Source organism: Stenotrophomonas sp. SMYL89 (assembly GCF_036319985.1).
Lineage (GTDB): Bacteria > Pseudomonadota > Gammaproteobacteria > Xanthomonadales > Xanthomonadaceae > Stenotrophomonas > Stenotrophomonas maltophilia_Q.
On sequence record NZ_JAWIRW010000003.1, the window covers coordinates 82849 to 106037 of the forward strand.

The 23189-nt window shown below is 63.3% G+C and carries 16 protein-coding genes; 4 read left to right on the plus strand and 12 right to left on the minus strand.

Features of this window, described 5'->3' with window-relative positions; translation table 11 throughout:
* Positions 1–2 precede the first annotated feature (2 nt).
* Positions 3–4010: an RHS repeat-associated core domain-containing protein gene (locus V3B41_RS04900; RefSeq protein WP_329860274.1), complete on the minus strand. Its 4008-nt coding sequence runs from the start codon at positions 4008–4010 to the stop codon at positions 3–5.
* A gap of 23 nt (positions 4011–4033) precedes the next feature.
* Positions 4034–6682 (minus strand): RHS repeat domain-containing protein, encoded by a 2649-nt coding sequence (locus V3B41_RS04905; protein WP_197632390.1) that lies wholly within the window; start codon positions 6680–6682, stop codon positions 4034–4036.
* A 414-nt stretch (positions 6683–7096) separates the two neighbouring features.
* Between V3B41_RS04905 and V3B41_RS04910 the strand changes: the two genes are divergently transcribed.
* Complete coding sequence (locus tag V3B41_RS04910; RefSeq protein ID WP_329860276.1) at positions 7097–8596, plus strand: YifB family Mg chelatase-like AAA ATPase; 1500 nt, start codon at positions 7097–7099, stop codon at positions 8594–8596.
* A gap of 229 nt (positions 8597–8825) precedes the next feature.
* On the opposite strand, the gene V3B41_RS04915 is transcribed toward V3B41_RS04910, so the two are convergent.
* From V3B41_RS04915 to yidA, 3 genes are all read right to left on the minus strand, one after another.
* Positions 8826–9212: a hypothetical protein gene (locus V3B41_RS04915; protein ID WP_049431970.1), complete on the minus strand. Its 387-nt coding sequence runs from the start codon at positions 9210–9212 to the stop codon at positions 8826–8828.
* Positions 9213–9312: 100 nt separating this feature from the next.
* Complete coding sequence (locus tag V3B41_RS04920) at positions 9313–11631, minus strand: TonB-dependent receptor (protein ID WP_329860279.1); 2319 nt, start codon at positions 11629–11631, stop codon at positions 9313–9315.
* 342 nt (positions 11632–11973) lie between these two features.
* Positions 11974–12807 carry a sugar-phosphatase gene (gene yidA, locus V3B41_RS04925; RefSeq protein ID WP_329860280.1) on the minus strand — a complete coding sequence of 278 codons (834 nt, stop codon included), beginning with the start codon at positions 12805–12807 and terminating at the stop codon, positions 11974–11976.
* Between the two features lie 149 nt (positions 12808–12956).
* Between yidA and V3B41_RS04930 the strand changes: the two genes are divergently transcribed.
* Positions 12957–13619, plus strand: a complete 663-nt coding sequence (locus V3B41_RS04930; RefSeq protein ID WP_049431964.1) for an exopolysaccharide biosynthesis protein — start codon at positions 12957–12959, stop codon at positions 13617–13619.
* 90 nt (positions 13620–13709) lie between these two features.
* Here the strand turns inward: V3B41_RS04930 and V3B41_RS04935 are convergent, their stop codons facing one another.
* Together V3B41_RS04935 and V3B41_RS04940 are read right to left on the minus strand one after the other, a co-directional pair.
* The gene (locus tag V3B41_RS04935; protein ID WP_049431963.1) at positions 13710–15020 is read right to left on the minus strand and encodes a sorbosone dehydrogenase family protein; all 1311 of its coding nucleotides are present in this window, start codon (positions 15018–15020) and stop codon (positions 13710–13712) included.
* A complete protein-coding gene (locus V3B41_RS04940; protein WP_049431961.1) occupies positions 15013–15453 on the minus strand; it encodes a DUF2231 domain-containing protein in 441 nt (146 codons plus the stop codon). The genes V3B41_RS04935 and V3B41_RS04940 overlap by 8 nt, the downstream gene beginning before the upstream one ends.
* A gap of 339 nt (positions 15454–15792) precedes the next feature.
* On the opposite strand from V3B41_RS04940, the gene V3B41_RS04945 reads away from it, so the two are divergent.
* Positions 15793–17559: a S8 family serine peptidase gene (locus V3B41_RS04945; RefSeq protein ID WP_049431957.1), complete on the plus strand. Its 1767-nt coding sequence runs from the start codon at positions 15793–15795 to the stop codon at positions 17557–17559.
* Positions 17559–18152 carry a hypothetical protein gene (locus tag V3B41_RS04950; protein WP_049431953.1) on the plus strand — a complete coding sequence of 198 codons (594 nt, stop codon included), beginning with the start codon at positions 17559–17561 and terminating at the stop codon, positions 18150–18152. The genes V3B41_RS04945 and V3B41_RS04950 overlap by 1 nt, the downstream gene beginning before the upstream one ends.
* Before the next feature lie 212 nt (positions 18153–18364).
* Here V3B41_RS04950 and V3B41_RS04955 read toward each other — a convergent pair whose 3' ends face one another.
* The 5 genes from V3B41_RS04955 to cyoA all read right to left on the minus strand — a co-directional run bounded on the left by V3B41_RS04955 (position 18365) and on the right by cyoA (position 23033).
* Positions 18365–19036 (minus strand): SCO family protein, encoded by a 672-nt coding sequence (locus V3B41_RS04955; RefSeq protein WP_049431951.1) that lies wholly within the window; start codon positions 19034–19036, stop codon positions 18365–18367.
* Between the two features lie 143 nt (positions 19037–19179).
* Positions 19180–19512: a cytochrome o ubiquinol oxidase subunit IV gene (gene cyoD, locus V3B41_RS04960; protein ID WP_005411473.1), complete on the minus strand. Its 333-nt coding sequence runs from the start codon at positions 19510–19512 to the stop codon at positions 19180–19182.
* Position 19513: 1 nt separating this feature from the next.
* Positions 19514–20149: a cytochrome o ubiquinol oxidase subunit III gene (gene cyoC / locus V3B41_RS04965; RefSeq protein ID WP_197619477.1), complete on the minus strand. Its 636-nt coding sequence runs from the start codon at positions 20147–20149 to the stop codon at positions 19514–19516.
* Positions 20146–22122 (minus strand): cytochrome o ubiquinol oxidase subunit I, encoded by a 1977-nt coding sequence (cyoB, locus tag V3B41_RS04970; RefSeq protein ID WP_006474876.1) that lies wholly within the window; start codon positions 22120–22122, stop codon positions 20146–20148. The genes cyoC and cyoB overlap by 4 nt, the downstream gene beginning before the upstream one ends.
* Positions 22123–22127: 5 nt before the next feature.
* Complete coding sequence (gene cyoA / locus V3B41_RS04975) at positions 22128–23033, minus strand: ubiquinol oxidase subunit II (RefSeq protein WP_010482114.1); 906 nt, start codon at positions 23031–23033, stop codon at positions 22128–22130.
* Between the last annotated feature and the right edge of the window lie 156 nt (positions 23034–23189).

The following is a 23189-nucleotide window of genomic DNA, read 5'->3' on the forward strand; positions in this document are numbered from 1 at the left end:
TATCAGAGTCCCAAAGATTTAAGGATGGCGGGATGATTGGCATAAATTGACCTTGCGGCGTCCATTATCTGGGCTTGGCTCGGTGGCGGCCTGCCATACGGAAACATCGATCGCCACTGATTGGTAAAGACCTGATGCTCCGTTCTAGTCACCACAACCGAAAGCATTTCACCCTCCTTCACTTGCATAACACCTGCAAACCGCTTCTCAATAAGATGGTGAACTTGTAACCCAGACCCTGTACCTACCATTCTCTTCAGAGAGTTGTAGGATGCAATGCCAAACTCACCCGCACGCGAGAGATTCCCAAAGCCTCTCGCTGCATTGCCCCCACGCAGCACTACCATGATGGAGGCGAGCTTGAGGCCACCAGCAGCCGTTGATCCCGTTGGAGAGTTCATCAACGGAACGACGATCGCCTCCGACACGGCATCGAAATCGGTCAAGCTCCCCTGTCCGATGAAGAAATTCCGTTCAGAAAAGTACTCCTCAATGGCACCCAGGCCTGTAGCCTTGACGGTCTCTGCAGGCGCGGGGGCGTTGGGATCGTGCTGGGGCACTCCGCCAGGTGTCGGCGACGGCGCACCGGTCAGGTTTGCCCCGGCGAACCAGCTGCCATTGCACATATGTGACCCGGTTGCCTGGTCACACGCGCCCGTGGGATCAGAGAATCGGAATGGGTTGTTGCTGGCGTACCGATAGCGATTGAAATTTGGCCCTCCGGAGGTGCTAGCAGCTAACGGATCGGGAGAAATGAACCTCGCCAGTTGTGGGTCGTAGTAGCGCCGCCCCATGTAGACCAGTCCCGTGTCGGGATCCGCAAGATGGCCTGAGTAGCCTGGAATCTTCGCAGCAGGCGCCGCGTCTGCCTCTCCATATGGTGACCAGAAGTGACGCGTCAGCACCTCTCCATTAGCCCTGCTCGTTGCCACAAGCGTATTGAGTGCATCGTGATGAAGATAGGTGAGCGTTGCCCCCGTGGCAGAGCTGGTGCGAATAGCCAGCAGTCTCTTGCCGAGGTAGATGTAGTCGGACGTTTCCCCACCTTGGGTGGATTCGATCAGCTCCCCACCCACGAGATACTGCCAGGAGCGATCCAGATCACTCGCCAAGAAACCAAGTTCACCGCCACCGCGCTCTGGAATGGATACATCCCAGTTGTGGCTACCCGTGATGGGCGCCTGGCCCAAGATGGGTGAATTTTCTGATGTCGGTGCCGACGTTGATGCTGTTGCGTAAGCACGCAGTCCGGCTCCTTCGTAGAAGTATTTCTGTACATCTCCGGCGGAACGGAGCTGGCCACCCATGTCGTAGGTGAACGTCTGGCCGTTACGCACCGCCAGATTGCCTGCCGCGTCGTAGGAGAAGCCAGAGACGCCGTTACCGCTGGGGTCCCGCAGCAGTTCCAGGCGATTGCGGGTGTCGTAATGGAACGTGCGCTCCCGCTTCCCTGGCAATCGCATCGAGACGATGTTGTCCAACGTGTCATAGCCGAACGTGTACTGCCCATTCCCACCAAATGCCGGCGCGCGGGCCTGAATCAATCGATCAAGGCGATCGTAGCCCAAGCTGATCTTCCAGGAGTCGCCGCGTACGGCATCGCTGATCTGGCTGATGTTTCCCGTCGCGTCATAGCTGTAGTTCAGATCGACCATGCCACTGTCAACGATGCGGCTGGTCAACTGTCGCGCATTCTCGGTTACGCCACGTACGATGCCATTGCCGTAGGTCAGCGCGGCGGTTTCACCACTGGGGAAGTAGGCGATGTTGCTGGCGAGTACGGCGCCAGTGCCATCCTGTAGCCGCACGGGCTGGCCCAGAGCATTCAAGGATTGCTGGACGGAGTAGCCATCGGGGTAGTCCGTACGAACATGCTGACCCATGTGGTCATAGCCAAATGCCAGCGTTCGGGCGCTCGCGCTGCCTATGACACGGCTCTGACTGACCACCGACCCGAGAGAGTTGTAGGTACGGGTGGTCACCACTGGCACACGGTCCTGATTGAAGACCCTCTCAGTCTTCAGCTGGCCCGTAGGTGTGTACTCAAGCTGCTGATCACCCAGACCATCGGGATAGACCACCGTCTGCAGGCGATTGCTGGCATCGTAGTTGCGTGAAACGCGGCGCGCTGCAATCTGCGGCGCCTCACGGTTGCATTCGGTCAGGCTGGGCAACTCCAGCCCGCTCGCACTCCAGGCAAGATTGCCGGCCGCATCGTAGCCAAACACGGTCGCCCCGGTTTCTGGCTCGATGACCTTGCACAACCGAAGGTTGTCGTCGTAGACGTATCGCCGGGCCACGGTCGGGGCCGGATTGTCTGGATTGACTGGCAAGGTAGGAGCGGCTTTGGCAGTGGCCGCCGCCTGGGCAATTGCATCGCCGGCGACCGAAAGCGTGAATCGATTCGTGCCGGAGCCAATCGGCACCACGATGGAACCGCTCGCTCCGCTGCCGACCACAGAACCGCCATCACGCTTGAGTTCTGCACGGGAGTCCGTGGCCGACCAGGTCAGGGTGACGTTGCAGGTCTGCGCACCAGCTGCAATCTGGCACATCGCAGGGGACACAGACAGAGTGCCACTGGGCGCTGCGGGAACGACGAACGCACCGGAACCATCAATGGTGTTGTTGGGTTGTCCAACGGGAGAAATTCCATGGACATAGATCGGTTGCCCAGCCCGCTGGCGGCGCTGCTCGTTGCTCATTGGAAGCGAGAAGCGATGATTGCCTCCGGCCTTGCAGGACGTAGCTACGGCCGGCTCACTCGCCAAGTCGGCCTTACCGGTCAGGAAGATCGTCCCGCCACTGCCGGCGGCTCCACCGGTGTAGACATGAATGTCGATCGACGAATCAATGCCCGTCGAACACGCCCATCCTCGGATCTGACCGTCGCTGGTGACGCCATCGATATTGCCAATTACCTTGGACGGCGGCCCATTGACGGTGACCTGGACATTGTCACTTTCCCGACCAAACCACTCTTTGCCCTCTTCCAGCAATCGCCATTGGAAGCTGTAGACGCCCGGCAATGAAGGAGCTACCACATCGAATTCAAAGAACGCAGGCAGCTGTGGACTGACTTCATTCGGCATTGGAACCCGCGCCCTGCCCCACCGGACATTATCATTGGGATTCCAGGAACCCAATGCATAGCCCGCAGACGCCGACCACGTGGTATTGCCCGTATTGACGAACTTCAGCTTGACGCGATAGGTCCGCCCGGCCTCCATGCTGGTCGGAACCTCTTGCTCATACATGACGCCGCGATTGAGCCTTCCGGTCGTCTCAAAGGTCTGCTCGCTGCTGGTGCTACCAAAGCGAGCACCATTCCGGTTCATTTGCCATTGGAGCGTTGTCGGCCCGTTCTCACTGGCCGCTACTCCGTTGAACGTAAACGTCGCTGTGCCACCCGGAGCCACGTCATGAGGTACAGCAACCTCGGCAATTCCTAGCTTCGTAGCGCCGGAAACGTAGCGCTCGGCCTGCCCCAGTCGATAGCCTTCCACTGCTCGCCACGTTGTGTTGCCCGTGTTCCGGAAGGTGACGGTACCGCTGAATGGGGTTCCTCTATCGGCCGAGTTAGGCCAGCTTGCAGAGACGTACTCCGCGCCGTCGAAAGGGGTTGGCGGTGCCGCCACCGTGACCGTGATCGTGGGTGAGATTAGTTGTCGGGAAGACTCATTGCCGTTGAAGTTGCGCACGCCAAATGCCTTGTAGACATACTGATACGTGCCCGCCGACAGACCGTTCTCGGTATAGGTCCCGTTCGGAAGTCGGGAGATCACTTGGCCATTGCGCGTGAGCTGTATGTCTTCCAGATACTCCGCTTTGGGGCCGGTACTTGTGACGCCACTTTTGAGCTGCAACTGATAGGTTGCTGGTGCCGTGTAGGAGGTTTGGGCTGGCCCCGTAAGTTCAATCCAAGCGTCAGCGTGTGCCACTTGGCATAGGAAGATGATCATCAGCCCCAGCAGAACCGCCGCGGCCATGCGCAGTTTTTCAGCGTTCACGCTTGCCATCCTTGACATGCCTTTTAGTTGGCGGACTGGGCTACTTCGGTGGTAAGGCCAAAAGCATTTCGTTTGATGCTGACTTTGCTGCCATCGGCACGAATGATCTGCGCAGGCCTCCCGTAGTCCGGGCCTTCAAACGCATCGAATCGGGTGATGGTCTGATGGCCGAGTGGATCCACGACTGTGGTGGTGGCATTGCTGCTGTAGCCAATGGTTGTAATCAGCAGGCCCTGCTCGCTGTCTTGGGACGAAGAGGTCTTCCGCCCCAGCGCGTCGTACTCGGTCCAGGTACCGGTCGCCACCGTGCTATCGCTTGAAGGATAAGAGGTGAACGTCAGGCGACCTTCGCTGTCGTATGCGTTCCTGACCCACCGCTGCGTGCCGGCGACGTTGTTTGCATCGTATTCGCGCACCAGGAGCGGCTGCCAGAGTGCGTCGAGATAGGTTTCCTGGCGCCGTGCCCCTTGGGCGTTATCGACTCGCCAGTGCCCCGGCGAAAGGCCGTACTCATCGGCCGCGACCTGACGGAATGAGATGGTAGTCTTGGCCCACTGGTTCTCATCGACCGGCGGTTGGACTTCGCGCACGCGACCCATCGGATCGTGCAGATAGGAAGTAGTCCTTTGTAGCGCGTCCGTGGTGGAAGTGATCCACCCGTTTCCATCTGCCGACATGCGATTGGTGGTGCCATCGGGATTGATGACCAATCGCGGCACGCCGCGATACCAGTCCTGGATCTGCGTTTCGTTCCCCTTTCCATCGCGCACTGCACTGATCGTGCCATCCGCCGCATAAGTAACACTCTGCAGCAAAGCCCCGGCCCGATAGACGGCATTCGGCTTGGCCATACCGTCATAGGCATACTGTGTGGTGATCTTTCCCGACGCAGCCTCCTTGACACTCAGCACCTGATCCAAGACCCAAGGGCTGGCCGTATCCAGATGCTCTCGTATCTCAGCCTTGGTACCAGAAGGACCGGTATAGCTCACGCGTGCCGGACGGGCCTTGCGATCGAAATCGCTGTAGACCACGCGGTAGGTATCGCCATCTTGAGAGAATGTGCTTTCACTGAGAGCGCTCAGCATGCCCGCCAAGAACTGACCCGCTTGCACCCCGATGGAATGCCCGACCCGCGTACTGAACGGACCGGTCTCGGAACCGAACGTATAGGTGTAGAGCTCGTCACGCTCCACTTGGCCAGCTGCGTCCAGAACCTGCTTTTGCATGAGCTTTCGCTCGTTCAGAGCTGGATTGGCACCGTAGCGCTCGCGAATCTGCGTTCCATCCGGCTTGGTCAGGCTGGACCAGCGGCCGCTTCCCGGCAACTGCAGGTTGTAGCTTCGCGTAGTGACCATCGGAGACAGTCCGGGCCCGGTGATGGTGCGCTTCTTCAAAGACCACGCTTGGTAGTGCGAGGGTGTCAGTCCATTGCAAGGATCGGAGCGAATGAACAACTCCATTTCAAAGTCGAATATGCCTTGCGCACCCGAGGGGGCGACCACCGTCATCTGCGTAGGAGGGGGCTCACTACCGGCCCGTATTTCGCACCCGCCCTCATCGTCGGCTTTACGGATAGGGAAACTGGACTGGAGGCGTCCGCGATGACTGTAAGCCCACGCCGAGCCATCCGGAAGCGTGACCTGGGACAAGCCACCGTCGTTCCCGTCCGTGTCGCCAACATACGAATACCGCCATATGCGCCCATTGGCTTGCACGCTGGTCACCCGACCGTCGCCGTCATAGCTCAGGTCAATCCGGCGACCGTCGCTGGACTGAATGCTAGTGAGTTTGTCTCCGTTGTAACTATAGGACACCCAATTCCCATAACGGTCCTCCACACGCGACGCCAGAAGATAGACCCGCTTACGCCCCACCGAACGATTGGCAGCGCCATCACTGAACTGAGCTGTTGCATAGGGCCTTTCCACACCCCAGTCGAAGAAGTACTTCTTCCCATCCGGGGTGTGCCCAATAAACGCCTCGCCCGGATATCCGTTTCGTGTTGCAGCCAAACAGGTGAACCGTGCTCTCGAAGCCGTCATCCACTTGGGCGCCTCCAAGCCTGGTGCCGTGGCATGGGACGGATCGTCGGCAATCAGAAGCTCCTCGCCATTTCCGCCATGCCACTTCACGTCAATGCCGAAGCCGATATTGGTATAGCCCCAGGTCTCCAATAGGTAGGGCGCCTTATTGACCGAACAACGCTGTGTGGTCTGCGCCCCTGGATCGCCCGTAATCCATCCAGCCCCCTTGGTCCATACGCCCGACATGTGGGGAACGACGATTTCCCAATCGTCAAACAGCGTCAGCCCTTTGGCCTCGCTATAGCGAGATCCTCGGTTGACGGCCTCAACTCCAAAGCGGCGGGCGATGCTGACCGGAAGGTCGAAATTGCCAGGTATGGACACGTCTTCAACGAGGAACTCGGTGCTGCCGTCGAAGCCGGAAGTTCGATCCCCGAATACCTCATCTGCGGATATGGCGGCAAGCGACTGCGCGCTTTTTACCTTCTTCTCATACTCTTGGTAGTTGAAGAGTCCATCCTGGGCTGAGACGTGGAACCCGACTCCCAGCGCAAGTGCCAAGCCAACGATGAGCGAGCAAAGCGGCGAGCCCGGATAAACATTGCAGGGAGCATTTTCCCCCCGCCGGTCCTTGGCAGAAATCATGTCCGTTACATCCTTGGATGAAGGGCGACAAACGACTCAGCTTCCGTTCATGCGGATGATCACTCGAACTGAAGCATCCCTGTCAAGGCCTGATCTTCATGTTCGGACTTCCTCAGTTCAATCAGCAGTCGTCCTGTTGGGTAGCCAGCATGATCGATGCAGTCTGGCGAGTGCCGGATAGCGAACGCGCGCGCATCAGCTTCGAGCGTTGGATGAACTCTCAGCGGAAACTGGGACGGTTGCTCTAGGAAGACGCAGAGCCACTGTTGGTCGAGGCGTGCTCTGGGTGCTCTGGCGAGTGTGCACCAGGCGAACACCGGCCAGAATCCTCCTAGCCACTTCACCAGCAATTCCCGATAGCTCCCCGCAGCGCACCTGCCGCACGATCAAGCGCCCCTCTGCAGGAAACCACACATGAGCCTGGCGCTGGTCCACAGCCGTGCCCGCGCCGGGGTCGATGCCCCGCTGGTGCGGGTGGAAGTGCATCTCTCTGGCGGCCTGCCTGTCACTCAGATCGTGGGCTTGGCCGAAACCAGCGTGCGCGAGTCCCGCGAACGCGTGCGTGCCGCCCTGCTCTGTGCACGCTTCGACTTTCCCCAGCGGCGCATCACGCTCAACCTCGCCCCCGCCGACCTGCCCAAGGAAGGTGGGCGCTACGACCTGGCCATCGCGCTGGGCATTCTGGCGGCCAGCGGCCAGGTCGATCCGCAGTCGCTGCTGCAGTATGAGTTTCTGGGCGAGCTTGGCCTGACCGGTGAGCTGCGGCCGGTAGCAGGTGCACTGCCCGCCGCAATTGCCGCCGCCGAGGCTGGGCGCATCCTAGTGGTGCCTCCGGGGAATGCCGCAGAGGCTGCGTTGGCCGAGCACGCCGATGTGCGAGTAGCGCGTACGTTGCTGGAATGCTGCGCCGGACTGGGCAATCCGCGCCTGTTGCCAACCGTGGAGCGCGCAGACACGACACCGTTGCCACTGCCCGATCTGGCCGACGTGCGCGGGCAGGCGCACGCACGGCGCGCGTTGGAAGTGGCCGCAGCGGGTGGGCACCATCTGTTGTTGATCGGCAGTCCTGGCTGCGGCAAGACACTTCTGGCCTCGCGTCTGCCCAGTCTGCTGCCGGATACCGAGGAAGTCGAAGCACTGCAGCTGGCCGCCATTGCATCGGTGAGTGGCGAAGGGCTGGACCCAAGACGATGGCGGCAGCGGCCCTTTCGGGCGCCACATCACAGTGCCAGTGCGGCGGCGCTGGTGGGCGGCGGCAACCCGCCCTGCCCCGGCGAAATCTCGCTGGCTTATCACGGCGTGCTGTTCCTGGACGAGCTTCCGGAATGGAACCGCAGTGCGTTGGAGACTCTGCGAGAGCCGCTGGAATCCGGTCACATCCGCATCGCCCGCGCGGCACGCAGCGTGCAGTATCCCGCGCGGTTCCAACTGGTGGCAGCGATGAACCCTTGCCCGTGTGGCTGGGCCGGTGACCGCAGCAACCGTTGCCTGTGCAGCGATGAACGGATCAACCGCTATCGTGCGCGCGTCTCTGGCCCACTGCTGGACCGTATTGACCTGCATATCAGCGTGGCGCGCATGGACGCGGTGGAGCTGCGGGAGAGCACGCCGCTGGGTGAACCGAGTGCTGCAGTACGTGCGCGGGTGGAAGCCGCCCATGCCCGGCAGCAGGCGCGTGGAGGGCTCAATGCGCATCTGCCGCCGGCAGCGCTGCGGGCGTGTACCCTACTGAGCGAGGGCGATCAGGACATGCTTGAACAGGCCATCGAGCGTCTGCAGCTTTCCGCACGGGCGATGCACCGGATTCTGCGCGTGGCGCGCACGATTGCGGATCTGGCGGGTTGCGAGGACATCCAGACCGCGCATCTGGCTGAGGCGATCGGGTACCGGCAGCTGGACCGGGGAAAGCCTTAGAAGCACCCGTTGGAGAGGACGTTGGTAGAGTCGACTGTTAGTCGACTCGCGCGCGAAGCGCAGATTTCCGCGGAGCCGATGAGTAGAGCAGTCGACTAACAGTCGACTCTATCCAGAGAAGGTCATGACAGCGGTTGGGACAATGCCATAGCAGGTCATGGCTGCGGATGGTGCGAGGGCGCCAGGGCGGTTCATGGCAATCCGGCGTCGCCAGGAGCATCCCTGCAAATCAAGCCGCAGTACCCATCCGCCCACGCCTCGCCAGCAGCGCCACCCGACGGCTGACCAGCGCGTGCAGCTCCGCCAGCTCCGACGCCCGGTCAGCCGTCATGTTCCCGCCAAACACCACCCTCGACAACGCCGCCTCGTCGCTGTCGTCCGGGTGCTGCCAACGGTCGCGATACACCTTCTGGCACACAAGCCAGGCCTTCCGCAGCCCACCGCCGGGCAGCGGGCGGACTACGCGTTCGTAGACGTGCCAGAACTGGTACTCGGCACGCAGGTCGATTTCAGGCGCTACGGACAGCGCCTGCCGGGGCCGTCCTGGGCCCCGGATGCCGAACAGCGGGGTTCGCGGGTTGTGCTGTGCCATGCCAACAGGATGACCCATCAACATTGTGGGAACCTTGCGTCGCCGCCAGAAAATCCCTGTTGATTGCGCAAGGGGGGGGTCTTGGCGGGTTTGGGTCAACTATCCACGCATGGCGTGGATCTACCTAGAAGGTTAGCGACGTGCTGAACATCAGCTGCCGGGGCGCACTCCGCTGCAGGGTCTGGTAATCCCCCGAGAACGACGAGCCGGCGATGGTGGCGGTGCCGATGTTGTGGCGGTTGAACAGGTTGCTCACGTCCAGCCGCAGCTCCAGCCCGGGTACTGCACTGTCCGCACCGAAACGATACGCCGCATAGGTATTGACCTGCCAGAACGTGGGCACGCGGATGTCGTTCTCGTAGGTGAAGGGCTGGCGCAGGTAGGAGGTGCTGGTGGCACCAAAGCGCCAGTCGCCGAAGTGGGCGGACAGGTCGCTGACCAGCGAGATCTGTGGGTAGCCCGGCTGGGCATTGCCCTTGATCGGGTACACCGTATCGCCCACCACGAAATCGCTGTCGTAGTACGAACGAGCCACGGCCACGCCCTGGTAGAACTGCAGGTGGTCGGTCAAGTCGGCGGTGATGCCGAGGTCGGCACCGATCACGTGCATCTTCGGCATCAGCCGCACGGTGTTGATCTGCGTGAACTGGGTGCCGATGGCGGCCGACAGCAGGCGGTTGCGGATGTCGTTGTAGAACACATCGCCGGTGATCGTCAGCCGGTCGAAGCGGTGTGATGCGCCCACGGTGAGGTTCCAGTTCTTCTCCGGGCGCAGCGTACCGGCCACGCGGTCGAACTCCTCCTGGTCGGTGATGGTCCATGCCGAGGCGGTGTAACCGATGTTGCCGCGCTGGGCCACGCGGTAGCCGTTCATGGTGTTGGCCAGGTCGATGAACGCATCGGTGGATTCAGTCGGGCTCCAGAACAGCGAGACATGTGGCAGGAAGTTGCTCTTCGCGCGCAGCGTGCCGTTCACCGGACGGTCCTTGGCATCACCGAGGCCGCCACCGCTGGTGCGGAAGTCCACGGCCTTGAAGCCGACACCCAGCTTCAGCGTGTCGTTCAGCACGATGTCGTCCTGCAGGTAGAACTGGCGCGAGCGGGTCACCCAGCTCGATGCGTTGTCGGTCTTGAACGCGGGGCCGTACACGTCGAACGGGCCGGTGGCCTTCAGCGGCGGGCCCTCGCCCAGCAGTGGCTGCTGGTACCACTCGGTCTTGGCCGCGGCCTTGCTCTTCTCCTGCCAGAAACCGGCAGTGAAGGTGTGCGCGCCGGTCTCGAACTGCAGGTTGACCATGCCGCCCAGGCGGTTGAGGCGCGGCGTCTGGACCTGTTCGGAGAACGGTGCGCCGTTGGGCGACGGTACGGTCGGGTCAGTCAGCGTGGCCTGGGTGTGGCTGTTGGCGTTGTACAGCTGCACGTTGCCACGCAGTGCCGGGGTGATCTGGAAGCGGTGGTTGATCGAGGACACGCGGTCGCGGGTGATCTGGCCGGTGTCGTACGGAATCAGTTCGGACAGCTCACCGCAGGTGTAGGCGCCGCAGGACTTGTCTGCGTTCTCCGGCGAGGCCACGTACCAGGCCCACGCGTAATCCGGGTAGAAGATGTCGGCCTTCCAGCCGAGCTTGCGGATCATGTCGAAGGAGATGTTGTTGTAGCCCCAGACCTTGGCCTTGCTGTCGGACAGGAACACGGTGACATCGCCCCAGGCGACGTCCTGCTGCAGCTTCAGGTCGCCGCGCAGGAAGTTCTGCGTGCCTTCGCCCTGGTACTTGTCGGCGGACACGCGCTGCAGGTCGACCAGCACTTTCGGGCCGTGCTCACCGAGCTGGCCGCTCTGCCCGGACACGGTGGTGACCAGCGTGCTGTTGCTGCCCACGCCCTGCTTCACGCGCAGGCTGGGCGTGTCCTGCAGCTCGCGCAGGCGGTATTCCAGGCTGCCGCCGTTGACGCTGCTGGAGAACACGCTGACCGGTGCGCCACCGGGACTGATCGTGATCGCGCCGATGCCATCGGGCACGCCCACGTTCACCACGCTGGTGCCGGTGAGCGAGAGGAAGCCGTTGTCGTTCAGCGGCACGCCCTCGAAGGTGATGCCCATTTCATTCATGCGGAAGCCACGCACGAACAGGCTGGTGGCCGAGATGTCCAGGCCCAGGCCGTCGGTGGCGGTGTAGCTGGCGCCGGGCACCTGCTTGAGCATGGCCAGGCCATTGTTGCCGCTGACCATCGCGTCGAGGTCTTCGGCCTTGATGATGTAGCGGTTCGGGCCAACCACCTGGGTCGGTGCAACGGCGGCGCCGCGCGGTGTGGCGATCACCTGCAGGGCATTCAAGGTGGTGGGCGTGTCGTGCGCGGTCTCGGCCGAGTCGGCGGCATACGCAGGGGCGGCAATGGCCGTGATGATCGCCAGGGCGAGGCGCGTCGTGGGCGGGGTGTTCATGAGCAGATCCAAGGTGCAGGGGGAGTGCGGCGCAGGCGCACGCCCAGCGCGTTGCAGCGCCGGTGTCGGCGCCTGGCTGGCGGTGCGATTGCGTTGAGGGTGTGACGGCGCTGTCCGCGCCGGTCAGTGGCAGAGGAAGACGATCCTCTGCCTCAGAATTCGATGGCGTGATTTCGACGTGCGAAAGTCTTGCATCGCACTGCCGCATCCGCCATTGCACCGTGGTACAGCGCCGATGGCGGTGGGGATGGGTGGGCTATACGTGGGTATAGCCTGGGTCGGCGCTTGCCGATTGCGTGTGCCAACCAAGGTTGGCACCTACCAGAGCATGGGGACCCGCGGTTACTGCAGAACGAAGCGCTCAATCGCGCGCGCCACGCCTTCATCAGCATTGCTGCTGGTCTCGAACCGCGCCACCGCCTTCACCGCGTCGATGGCATTGCCCATTGCCACGCTGGTACCGGCGTACTGCAGCATGGTCAGGTCGTTCTCCTGGTCACCGATGGCCATCACGTTGGCGCGGTCGATGCCCAGGTGCTCGGCCAGCTTCTGCAGGCTCGGTCCCTTGCCTGCACGGTGGTCGAACACTTCCAGGAAGAACGGTGCGCTCTTCAGCACCGCGAAGCGCTCGGTCAGTTCGCTGGGCAGGCGCGCGATGGCGGCGTCCAGCACCTCGGGCTCGTCGATCATCATCAGCTTGATGAAGGACATCGACGGGTCCATGTCGGCCACGCGGCGGTACGACAGCGGCATCCGCGAAAGATGCGAGTCGGCCACGGTGTAGCAGCTGATGTCCTGGTTGGGTGTGTAGATGCGCTGGCTGTCCAGCGCCTGGAAGTGCACGCCCAGTTCGCGCGCCACCTGCTCGCAGAACAGGAAGTCGGCGAAGCTGAGCGGGTACTCGACCACGGTTTCACGGGTGCCGATGCGCTGCACCAGGCCGCCGTTGCAGGCGATGCAGTAGTCATCGTCGCCATCGATGCCGAGTTCGTGCAGGAATGGCGCCAGGCCCGGCACCGGGCGGCCGCTGGTCAGCACGATGTGCACGCCCAGCGCGCGTGCCTGCGCAATCGCCTGCGTGGCCCGGGCGGTGAGCCGATGGGCTGGGTCCAGCAGGGTGCCATCCATGTCGATGGCGACCAGTTCGATGGTCGATTGCCTGCGGCCCATATCCATTGCGTTCAACTCGTGCGGGGCACGCCAGTTTACCCCCTCATGCCCGGTTCACCTCTTTGCCCACGCTGGCCGGGATACTGCAGGAGCCTGTGCGTCCCCCACCGCAGGACGGCCCACTGACCGCCCTTCCCTGGAGAACCTTGCGACGCATGACCTACCGTGCCCCCGAAACCAACGACAGCGCGCCCCTGGCCCAGCAGATCGAGCAGATGATCGACGAGCTGCCCGGCGAACAGGTCAGCGTCGGTACCCTGCTCAGCGCGCTGGGCGATGAAGGCCTGCTGCTGATCGTGATCCTGCTCTCGGCCATCTTCATCATTCCCGTATCGATTCCCGGGCTGAGCACCGTGTTCGGCGCCTCGATCCTTCTGATCGGCCTGAGCCGGGTACGCAACCGCCCGCTGTGGGTGCCGCAGAAACTGGCGCGCCGCGAGATCGCCACCGACAAGCTGAAGGCCAACCTTGGCCGTGCACTGAAGTGGGTGCACCGCATGGAGCGGCTGTCGCGGCCGATGCGCCTGGCGGTGATGGTGCGTTCGAAGAAGATGATGCGCCTGAACAATCTGGCGCTGGTCGTGGCCACCCTGCTGCTGATGGCGCCGGCCGGCCCGATTCCCTTCAGCAACACGCTGCCCGCACTGGCACTGATGTCCTTCGCCATCGGCTTCATCCAGCGCGATGGCGCAGCGGTGGCGGCCGGTTACGCCTTCGTGGTGGCCACGATGGTGTATTTCGGCGTGCTGCTGGGTGGCGTCGGGTTTGCCGCCGAGTCGGTGTTCAGCGGGTTCCGCAGCGGTACTGCGGAACTGTAGAGCCGAGCCCATGCTCGGCTTACGCGCGCACCGCGCGGGTTTCCGTGCACCGAACGAAGAGCAGCCGAGCATGGGCTCGGCTCTACAGAACTACTTGGCCGACACCCGCCACACCACGTCACCCACGTCGTCGGCCACCAGCAGCGCGCCTTCGGCGTCCATCGCCATGCCCACCGGCGCGCCCATCAGGGTCTTCTCGTCCTTCGAGGCGAAGCCGCTGACCACGGTCTGCGGCCGCCCGGTCGGCTTGCCGTCCTTGAACGGTACGTAGACCACTTCGTAGCCGCTCAGCGGCGAGCGGTCCCAGCTGCCGTGCTCGCCGATGAAGGCACCGCCGTGGTACTGCGCCGGCAGCGCCTGGCCGGTGTAGAAAAGCAGGCCCAGCGGTGCCACGTGCGAGCCGATGGCATAGTCCGGCACGATTGCCTTGGCCACCAGGTCCGGCCGCTGCGGCTGCACGCGTTCGTCCACGTGCTGCCCGTAGTAGCTGTAGGGCCAGCCGTAGAAGCCATCTTCCTTCACCGAGGTGAGGTAGTCCGGCACCAGGTCTGCACCGATCTCATCGCGTTCGTTCGCAACTGCCCACAGCTTGCCGGTGCTCGGCTCCCAGTCCAGCCCGGTCGGGTTGCGGATGCCCGACGCAAAGATGCGACTGCCACGGGTGGCCACGTCCACTTCCAGCACCACCGCACGGCGGTATTCGACGGCCAGGCCGTTCTCGGTGATGTTGCTGTTGGAGCCCACACCCACATACAGCTTGCGGCCATCGCGGCTGGCCAGCAGTTCCTTGGTCCAGTGGTGGTTGATGGTGCTGGGCAGATCGGTGAACTCGCGGCCCTTGTCGGACATGCGGGTTTCACCGGGTACGTAGTGGTACTGCATGATGTTGCCGGTGTTGGCCACGTACAGCGTGTCGCCGATCAGCTGGATGCCGAACGGCGAGTGCAGGCCCTCGATGTAGACGTGCTGGGTCCAGGTGTTCGTTCCCGGCGAGCGGCGCAGCAGGGTGACCCGGTTGCCGCCCTTGCCGGCCTTGCCCGAGCGCGCTTTGACCTTGCCGGCAATCCACTGCTTGGGCGTGGTGACCGGTTCTTCGCCGGGGCCGTTGCCTTCCACCACCAGTACATCGCCATTGGGCAGGGTCAGCAGCCGCCTCGGATGCTGCAGGTTGGCGGCGATGCGTTCGATCTTCAGGCCCTCTGCCACCGTGGGGGTCTGTCCATCAGCCCAGCCGACGCCCTTGGGCACCTGCATCGGCGGCATCAGGAAGTTCTTCGGCGCCGGCAGCGGCGGCTTTGCGCCGGACTGGTCGGCGGGATGGTATTCAGCCTTGCCGGCGCAGGCCGACAGGGTGACGGCCAGTGCCAGCGCGGCGACGGTGGGCAGGATGTGCTTAGCCATGACGACCTCCCTGCAGCACCGGCGGCTGCAACGACAGCAGGATCAGGCCCAGGGCGATCAGGGCCACGGTCAACGCCGACAGGATCGTGCCCGGCACCGCCACGGCATAGGCATCGCGGCTGTGCACGAAGGCGTTCCAGATGGCCAGCACCACCGCGACCAGGTTGAGGAAGAAGTCGATGCGGTCGATGCGGGTGGCGGTACCGCTGCGGCGCCAGACCGCGAACAGGTTGATCAGGCGCGGAATGATGGCGATCAGCAGGCCGAAGGTGATCAGCCAGGCGGCCGCCTTGCCCCACATCACCTCGGCGCTGTTGAGATAGATCGCGTCGAAGATCAGCGCGCCGACGAAGAAGCCGAAGGGTATCGGGTTCAACAGGCTGAACAGCGTGGTGCCGAGGCCGCGATGGGCCTGGGCGAGCGGATTGACCATCATCGTGCTCCGACGCGGAAGGGGTGCTCTGGGTTTAGTAGCACAGCGGGATGTGAAGCAGCGCGATGACACCACTTCTGTAGAGCCGAGCCATGCTCGGCTGATCGGACAGGCACATGTACAAAGCAGCCGAGCATGGGCTCGGCTCTACAGAGCTCTATAGAAATGTGCAGTTGTCATTACCCCGCGGAATGAGTGTTTGTGACGCAATTGGCACATCTGCAGATTGGGTGTGTGAAGAGGTAGGGGGTTCTTCGTTGTGTCGCGTTTGGCTCGTTGCGATGGGGCAGTTCCGCCCCGCCGTCCTGCCATGCCGATTCACAACAGAAGGATTCGTGTATGAAGCGACACACGCAACGCAACGCGCCACCGCGCTCCGCGCGCCTGGCCTTGGCCACCGCCCTTGTACTGGGCAGCCTGGCCGTCACCGCCCAGGCCCAGCAGGCCGATCCGCTGGCCGGACGCCAGTGGCATCTGCTCAACACCGGGCAGGCCGTACTGGGCGATACCCTGCCGGTGGCCGGCAACGATCTCAACGTGGATGGCCTGTTCCGCAATGGCATCCGTGGCCAGGGCGTCACCATCGCCATCGTCGATGACGGCCTGCAGATTGCCCACCCGGACCTGGCCGCCAACGTCGCGGCAGTCGCGGGCAAGAACTTCGCCAACCAGAGCAACAATCCTTCACCGTCCAATCCGGACCGCGACAATCACGGCACCATGGTCGGCGGCATCGCCGGTGCGGTGGGCGCCAACAACCTGGGCGTGCGCGGCGTTGCCTCGGCGGCCACACTCAAGGGCTTCAATTTCCTGGCATCCAATGCCCAGGGCAATTCGAACTCCAACATCGAGTACTCGTGGTGGGACGGCGCCGAAGTGGCCGACGTGGGGGTATTCAACAACAGCTGGGGCTCCAGCCCGGGCAACCCCAACCTGCCGCTGGCCTACAGCCAGAACGACATCACCGCCTATGAGCAGGCCATGTCCGGCACCCGTGGCGGGCGCGGTGGCATCTACGTGAAAGCCGCCGGCAACAACCACAACAACGGCGCACGCTCGGATGGCACCGACATCTGCTCGGCAGACACCAAGAACCGCAACACCGGTTGCATTCCAGCCGGCCGCGATCCACGCAACAACCTGTTCAACGTGATCACCGTTGCCGCCGTGCGCGCCGATGGCGTGCGCTCGTCCTACTCGTCCACCGGCTCGGCGCTGTGGGTGTCCGGCTTCGGCGGCGAGAATGGCTGGCAGCGGCAGGTCGTGCCGGGGCAGCTGGCGATCCGCTACGATCCGGCCATTCTCACCACCGACGTCACCGGCTGCGCACAGGGCAGCAACAAGAACACGAGCCTGCGCAATACACTGGACGGCGATCAGTCCGCCATCGACAGCACCTGCAACTACACCGGCAAGATGAACGGTACCTCGGCGGCCACGCCGATGGTGTCGGGCGTGGCGGCACTGCTGCTGGAGACAAATCCGAACCTGTCCTACCGCGATGTGAAGTACATCCTGGCCACCACCGCCACCCGCAATGACCCGAACCGGGCGGCGGTCACGCACTCCGATGGCCGCGTGCTGGTGCCGGGTTGGACGGTGAATGCCGCCGGCCGCGCCTACAGCAACTGGTACGGCTTCGGCGTGGTCAACGCCGCCCGTGCAGTGGAGGTCGCCGAGAACTTCCAGTCGCTGGGTGCACTGGTGGACAGCGGCTGGCGCAACACGACACGCACCGTGGCTATCGGCAACACCTCGGCCGCCGCTGCACGCCTGACCTTCCAGCTGGCCAATGGCGCGCGCAACATCGAAAGCGTGCAGCTGGGCTTCCGGGTCAACCACAGCAACACCCGCCAGCTGCAGTTCGTGCTGGTCTCGCCCAGTGGCACGCGCAGCGTGGTGCAGCCGGCATTCACCGCGATCGGCTCTGGCCTCAATGGTGTCCAGCGCAACTTCACCAACTGGGACCTGCTGTCCAGCAATGCCTTCCTGGATGAGAACGCCACGGGCACCTGGACGCTGGAAGTCACCGACCTGGGGCAGGCCGCGAACGCTGCATCGCGTGGCAACCTCGAATTCTTCAAGATCCGCGTTCTGGGGCACTGATGATGAAGACGACCATTCTGTTGAGCACCCTCGCCCTCGCGGCGATGACCACCACCACCTGGGCACAGAGCTCGGGCCAGACACCTGCGGCGAAGACCTTGTCGACCGTAGACACGCAGCAGTTGAAGGCGGAGGCCACCGGCCGTTCGTTCAATGTGGGCGGCGCGCGCTTCCAGCTGGCGCCGTCGGCAACCGTGCAGCAGGCCAGCGGCGGCCAGTTCCGGATCACCACCGGGGCTGATGCCAGCGCGGCGGCCGTCGGCACCCGCAGCAAGCGGTCCACCGATGCGTCTACCGGTGTGGCCGCACGTGCGGATGCCGGTGCCAGCAAGTTTGCGGCCGCTGTCTCCAACGATGGTGCGCCAGTGGTGGCGACCTCGCGGGTCAAGGTGTTCTTCACCGATGCGGCCTCGGCCCAGCGTGCGGCCGCCGCCACCGGCGGCACCGTGGTGAAGGTGTCCAAGGCCTCGGGCCGCGCGATTGTGGAGTACCCGTCGGTGAACGCGGCGCTGGATGCGACCACCAAGCTGCTGTCGACCGCCGGCATCAAGGCGGCCGAGCCGGACGTGGTGCAGTGGGAAGAAACCAAGTAAGGCGTTGAGTGGTGCCCCCGGCCGGTTGGCTCTCCTGGCCGGCCGGGGGATTGGTGTGGGAGTGTGCCGACCAACGGTCGGCACTCACCGAGCGGCGAGCATGTAGAGCCGAGCCTATGCTCGGCTGCTGTTTGCAGGGTGCACGGTGAGCCCGGAGCCGAGCATCGGCTCGGCTCTACACCTGTGCCAACCAAGGTTGGCACACACCAGCGTCAGCGGGCGGCGAGCGTGTCGCTGTGCTTGAGGCTGCAGCTGGCCAGCGCGTCATTGCCTGCCGCCGGATGTGCCGGCTCCAGCAGCAGGCGCTGCACGTCGGAGAACAGCTTGTCCACCGGCATGCCATAGGGCGCGAACAGGCGCAGGCGGCCCTGGCGGTCGAACACGTAGCCACCGGCGATGTGGCTCATGGTGTAGGTCTCCGGCACCTGGCCGGGCTCCTTCTCGTAGAACGCCTTGAAGTCGCTGGCCATCGCGGCCAACTGCGCTTCGTTGCCGACCAGTGCGATCGCCTTGGGGTCGAAGGCTTCCACATAGGTGCGTGCAACCTCCGGCGTATCACGCGCCGGGTCGACGCTGACGAACACCACCTGCAGCTGGTCGGCGTCCTTGCCCATCAGGTGCTTCACCTGGCTCAACTCGACCATGGTGGTCGGGCACACATCCGGGCAGCTGGTGAAACCGAAGAACAGATAGGTCACCTGCCCCTGCAGGTCCTTCGGGCCACGCACGGTGCCGTGGCTATCGGGCATCGACCACTGCTGGCCAAGTTCTTCGCAGGCGATGTCCTTGGAGTAGAAGTCCATGCGCGACTGCGCACTGCAGCCAGCCAGCAGGCCGATGGCCAGGCCTGCCAGCAGCGGCAGGCGGAAACGGGGAGAGAACAACGAACGGACAACAGCAGCAGGACGCTTCACGGGTACCACCAACGCAGATGCGGGCGGGGTCTCGGTCAGGCCTGCCCTTGGGGGAAAAGAGGGCTGAGGTGCCGGGGTGATCGCGCGATCCGTGCCGATCACCCCGGCCACGGTCAGTTGATCATCATGTGGTAGTGCATGCTCCAGATGATCCACACCGACAGCGCGACGATGATGAACAGGATCACCAGGGTGAACACGAAGCTGGCCAGGTTCCAGCCACCTTCGGACTTGCGGTCCATGTGCAGGAAATAGACCAGCTGCACCAGGATCTGCGCCACCGCGAAGCCGACCAGCAGGAACAGCGTGAGCGGCCGCGACAGCACCGGGTTCATCACCAGCGCGAACGGCACCACGGTCAGCAGCGCGCACAGCACGAAGCCGATCAGGTAGGACTTGGTGGAGCCGTGCGCATTGCCGGCGCGCGAGGTTTCGACGTGGGCCATGTCAGAAGGCTCCGATCAGGTAGACGAAGGTGAAGACGCAGATCCACACCAGGTCCAGGAAGTGCCAGAACAGGCTCAGGCACGACACGCGGGTGATGTTGGTCGGGGTCAGGCCACGGCGGTAGACCTGGTGCATCACCACGGCCATCCAGATCAGGCCACTGGCTACGTGCAGGCCGTGGGTGGCAACCAGGGCAAAGAACGCCGACAGGTAGGCACTGGTGCTCGGGCCGGCACCTTCGTGGATCAGGTGCGAGAACTCGTAGATCTCCATGCCGATGAACGAGGCACCGAGCACGAAGGTCACGCCCAGCCAGCGCAGCACCGCCGATGCATCGTGACGATGCATCGCCAGCACGGCCTGGCCGTAGGTGATGCTGGACACCAGCAGCAGGAAGGTCTCGGCCATCACGAACGGCAGCGAGAACAGGTCCTTGCCGGTGGGGCCGCCGGCGTAGGCGGTGCTGAGCACCGCATACGAGGCGAACAGCGAACCGAACAGCACCAGGTCGGACATGAGGTAGACCCACATGCCGAACACCTTCATGCCGCCCTGCTCGTGGCTGTGGTCGTGCTCGTGGTGGTCCTCGTGCGCCTGCGTGTCGCTGGCCAGCTCGGGGCGGGTCAACAGGTTCATGCGCGTACCTCCTTCAGCTTGGCCAGGTTGGCCGCTTCAGTGCGCGCCACCTCTTCGGAACTGACGTAGTAGTCCACGTCCTCGTCGTAGGACCGCACGATCAGGGTCACGATCATCGCAATGAAGCTGGCCGCGGCCATCCACCAGATGTGCCAGACCAGGGCGAAGCACAGCACCAGGATCCAGATGTTGAGGATCAGCGGCACGCCGGTGTTCTTCGGCATGTGGATCGGCGCGTACTTCTTCGGCGGCGGTGGCAGGCCACGCTTTTTCGCTTCGTGGAAGGCGTCCAGCTCATCAGCCTTGGGCACCACGGCGAAGTTGTAGAACGGCGGCGGCGACGGCGTGGCCCATTCCAGCGTGCGTGCGTTCCACGGGTCGCCGGTCAGGTCCAGGTTGCGCTTGCGGTCGCGCACGCTCACGTAGATCTGCACCAGCATCAGGATGATGCCCGCGAACACGAACAGCGCACCGATGAAGGCGGCGATCAGGTACGGCGTCCACGCCGGGTTGTCGTACTGGTTCATGCGGCGGGTCATGCCCATGAAGCCCAGCATGTACAGCGGCATGAAGGCCAGGTAGAAGCCGATCACCCAGCACGCGAACGACCACTTGCCCAGGCGCTCGTTGAGGGTGAATCCGAACACCTTCGGGAACCAGTAGGCGAAGCCGGCCAGGTAGCCGAACAGCGCGCCGCCGATGATGGTGTTATGGAAGTGCGCGACCAGGAACAGGCTGTTGTGCAGCAGGAAGTCCGCGCCCGGGATGGCCAGCAGCACGCCGGTCATGCCACCGATGGTGAAGGTGACCAGGAAGGCAATGGTCCACAGCATCGGCACGCTGAACTCGACGCGGCCGCCGTACATGGTGAACAGCCAGGTGAAGATCTTCACGCCTGTGGGAATGGCGATGATCATCGTCATGATGCCGAAGAAGGCATTGACGCTGGCACCGGAGCCCATGGTGAAGAAGTGGTGCAGCCAGACGATGAACGACAGGATGCCGATCGCCAGCGTGGCGCCGACCATCGACTTGTAGCCGAACAGCTTCTTGCGCGCGAACGTGGCGGTTACTTCGGAGAAGATGCCGAACGCCGGCAGCACCAGGATGTACACCTCCGGATGGCCCCAGGCCCACACCAGGTTCACGTACATCATCGGGTTGCCACCCAACGTGTTGGTGTAGAAGTTGAAGTCCAGGTAGCGGTCCAGGGTGAGCGCACCCAGCGCCACGGTCAGGATCGGGAAGGCGGCGATGATGATCACGCTGGTGACCAGCACGGTCCAGGTGAACACCGGCATCTTCATCAGGGTCATGCCCGGCGCACGCATGCGCAGGATGGTGATGAACAGGTTGACGCCGGTCAGCAAGGTGCCGATGCCGGAGGCCTGCAACGCCCAGATGTAGTAATCGACACCCACGCCTGGACTGAACTCGATGCCCGACAGCGGCGGATAAGCCACCCAGCCGGTCATGGCGAATTCGCCAACGCCCAGCGAGATCATCATCAGCGCGGCACCGACCACGAAGATCCAGAAGCTGAAGGCGTTGAGGAACGGGAACGCCATGTCGCGCGCGCCGATCTGCAGCGGCACGATGATGTTCATCAGGCCGACCACGAACGGGGTGGCCACGAAGAAGATCATGATCACGCCGTGCGCGGTGAAGATCTGGTCGTAGTGCTCGGGCGGCAGGAATCCGTCGCTGCCTGGGCCGGCCGCGGCCAGCTGCGCGCGCATCATCAGTGCATCGGCGAAGCCGCGCACCAGCATGACCAGCGCCACCACCACGTACATGATGCCGATCTTCTTGTGGTCCACGGTGGTGAACCAGTCACGCCACAGCGGGCCCCACAGCTTGAAGTACGTCACCGCGCCAAGCAGCGCGAGGCCACCCAGCACCATGGCCGCCAATGTGACCACGACGATCGGCTCGTGCAGCGGCACGGCCTCCCACGTCAATTTACCCAACATGTTCGTTACTCCTGGGAAACCTGGGCACCGCCGGCAGCGCCCGCCGGGGTGGCGGCAGCGGTGTTTTCACCAACGCCGATGAACTGGTCGATGACCTTCTTGAACAGCAGTGGTTCAACACTGGAGAAGTGCTGCACCGGTGCGTTCTTCGACGGCGCGGCCAGCGCCTTGAACTGCGTGAAGCTGAGCGCGTCCGGCGCGCTGCGCACCTCGGCCACCCAGCGCTCGAAGTCTTCGTTGCTGCTGGCGGTGGCGATGAACTTCATGTTCGAGAAGCCATGCCCGCTGTAGTTGCCGGACATGCCACGGAACTGGCCGGGCTCGTTGGCGATCAGGTGCAGCTGCGTGCGCATGCCGGCCATCGCGTAGATCTGCCCACCCAGCTGCGGGATGAAGAAGGTATTCATCGTCGAGTTGGAGGTGATGTTGAATGCCAGCGGGCGGTTGGCCGGGAAGTTGAGCTGGTTGACCGTGGCGATGCCCAGGTCCGGATAGACGAACACCCACTTCCAGTCGGTGGCGATCACGTCCACGTGCAGCGGTTCGCCAGCCACGTCCAGCGGCTTGTACGGGTCGAGCTCGTGGGTGGACTTCCACACGATCACCGCCAGTACCGCGATGATGATCAGCGGCACGCCCCAGACCACGATTTCCACCTTGGTGGAGTGCGACCAGTCCGGCGTGTATTTCGCTTTGGTGTTGCCGGCGCGGTAGCGCCACGCGAACACGAAGGTCAGCACGATGGCCGGTATCACCACGATCAGCATCAGGCCGATGCAGATCAGGATCAGGTCGCGCTGGGCGAGCCCGACCATGCCCTTCGAATCCAGCAGCACCCAGTCACAGCCCGACAGGCCGACGCAGGCCAGGGCGACCAGCGCCAGGCGGATGCGGTTCCAGCAGATATTCATTGGAGGTCAACCCTGTTGAAGAAGCGCGCTTGACCGGCTCGCCTGCGCGCAGCGCCCGGGCGTGGAGCGGCTACACTGTGGGTACGAGGTCGCCTACAAGCAGGCGAACCACTCCAATCAAGCCCATACAAGATACAGCATTGTATGGACTTGTGC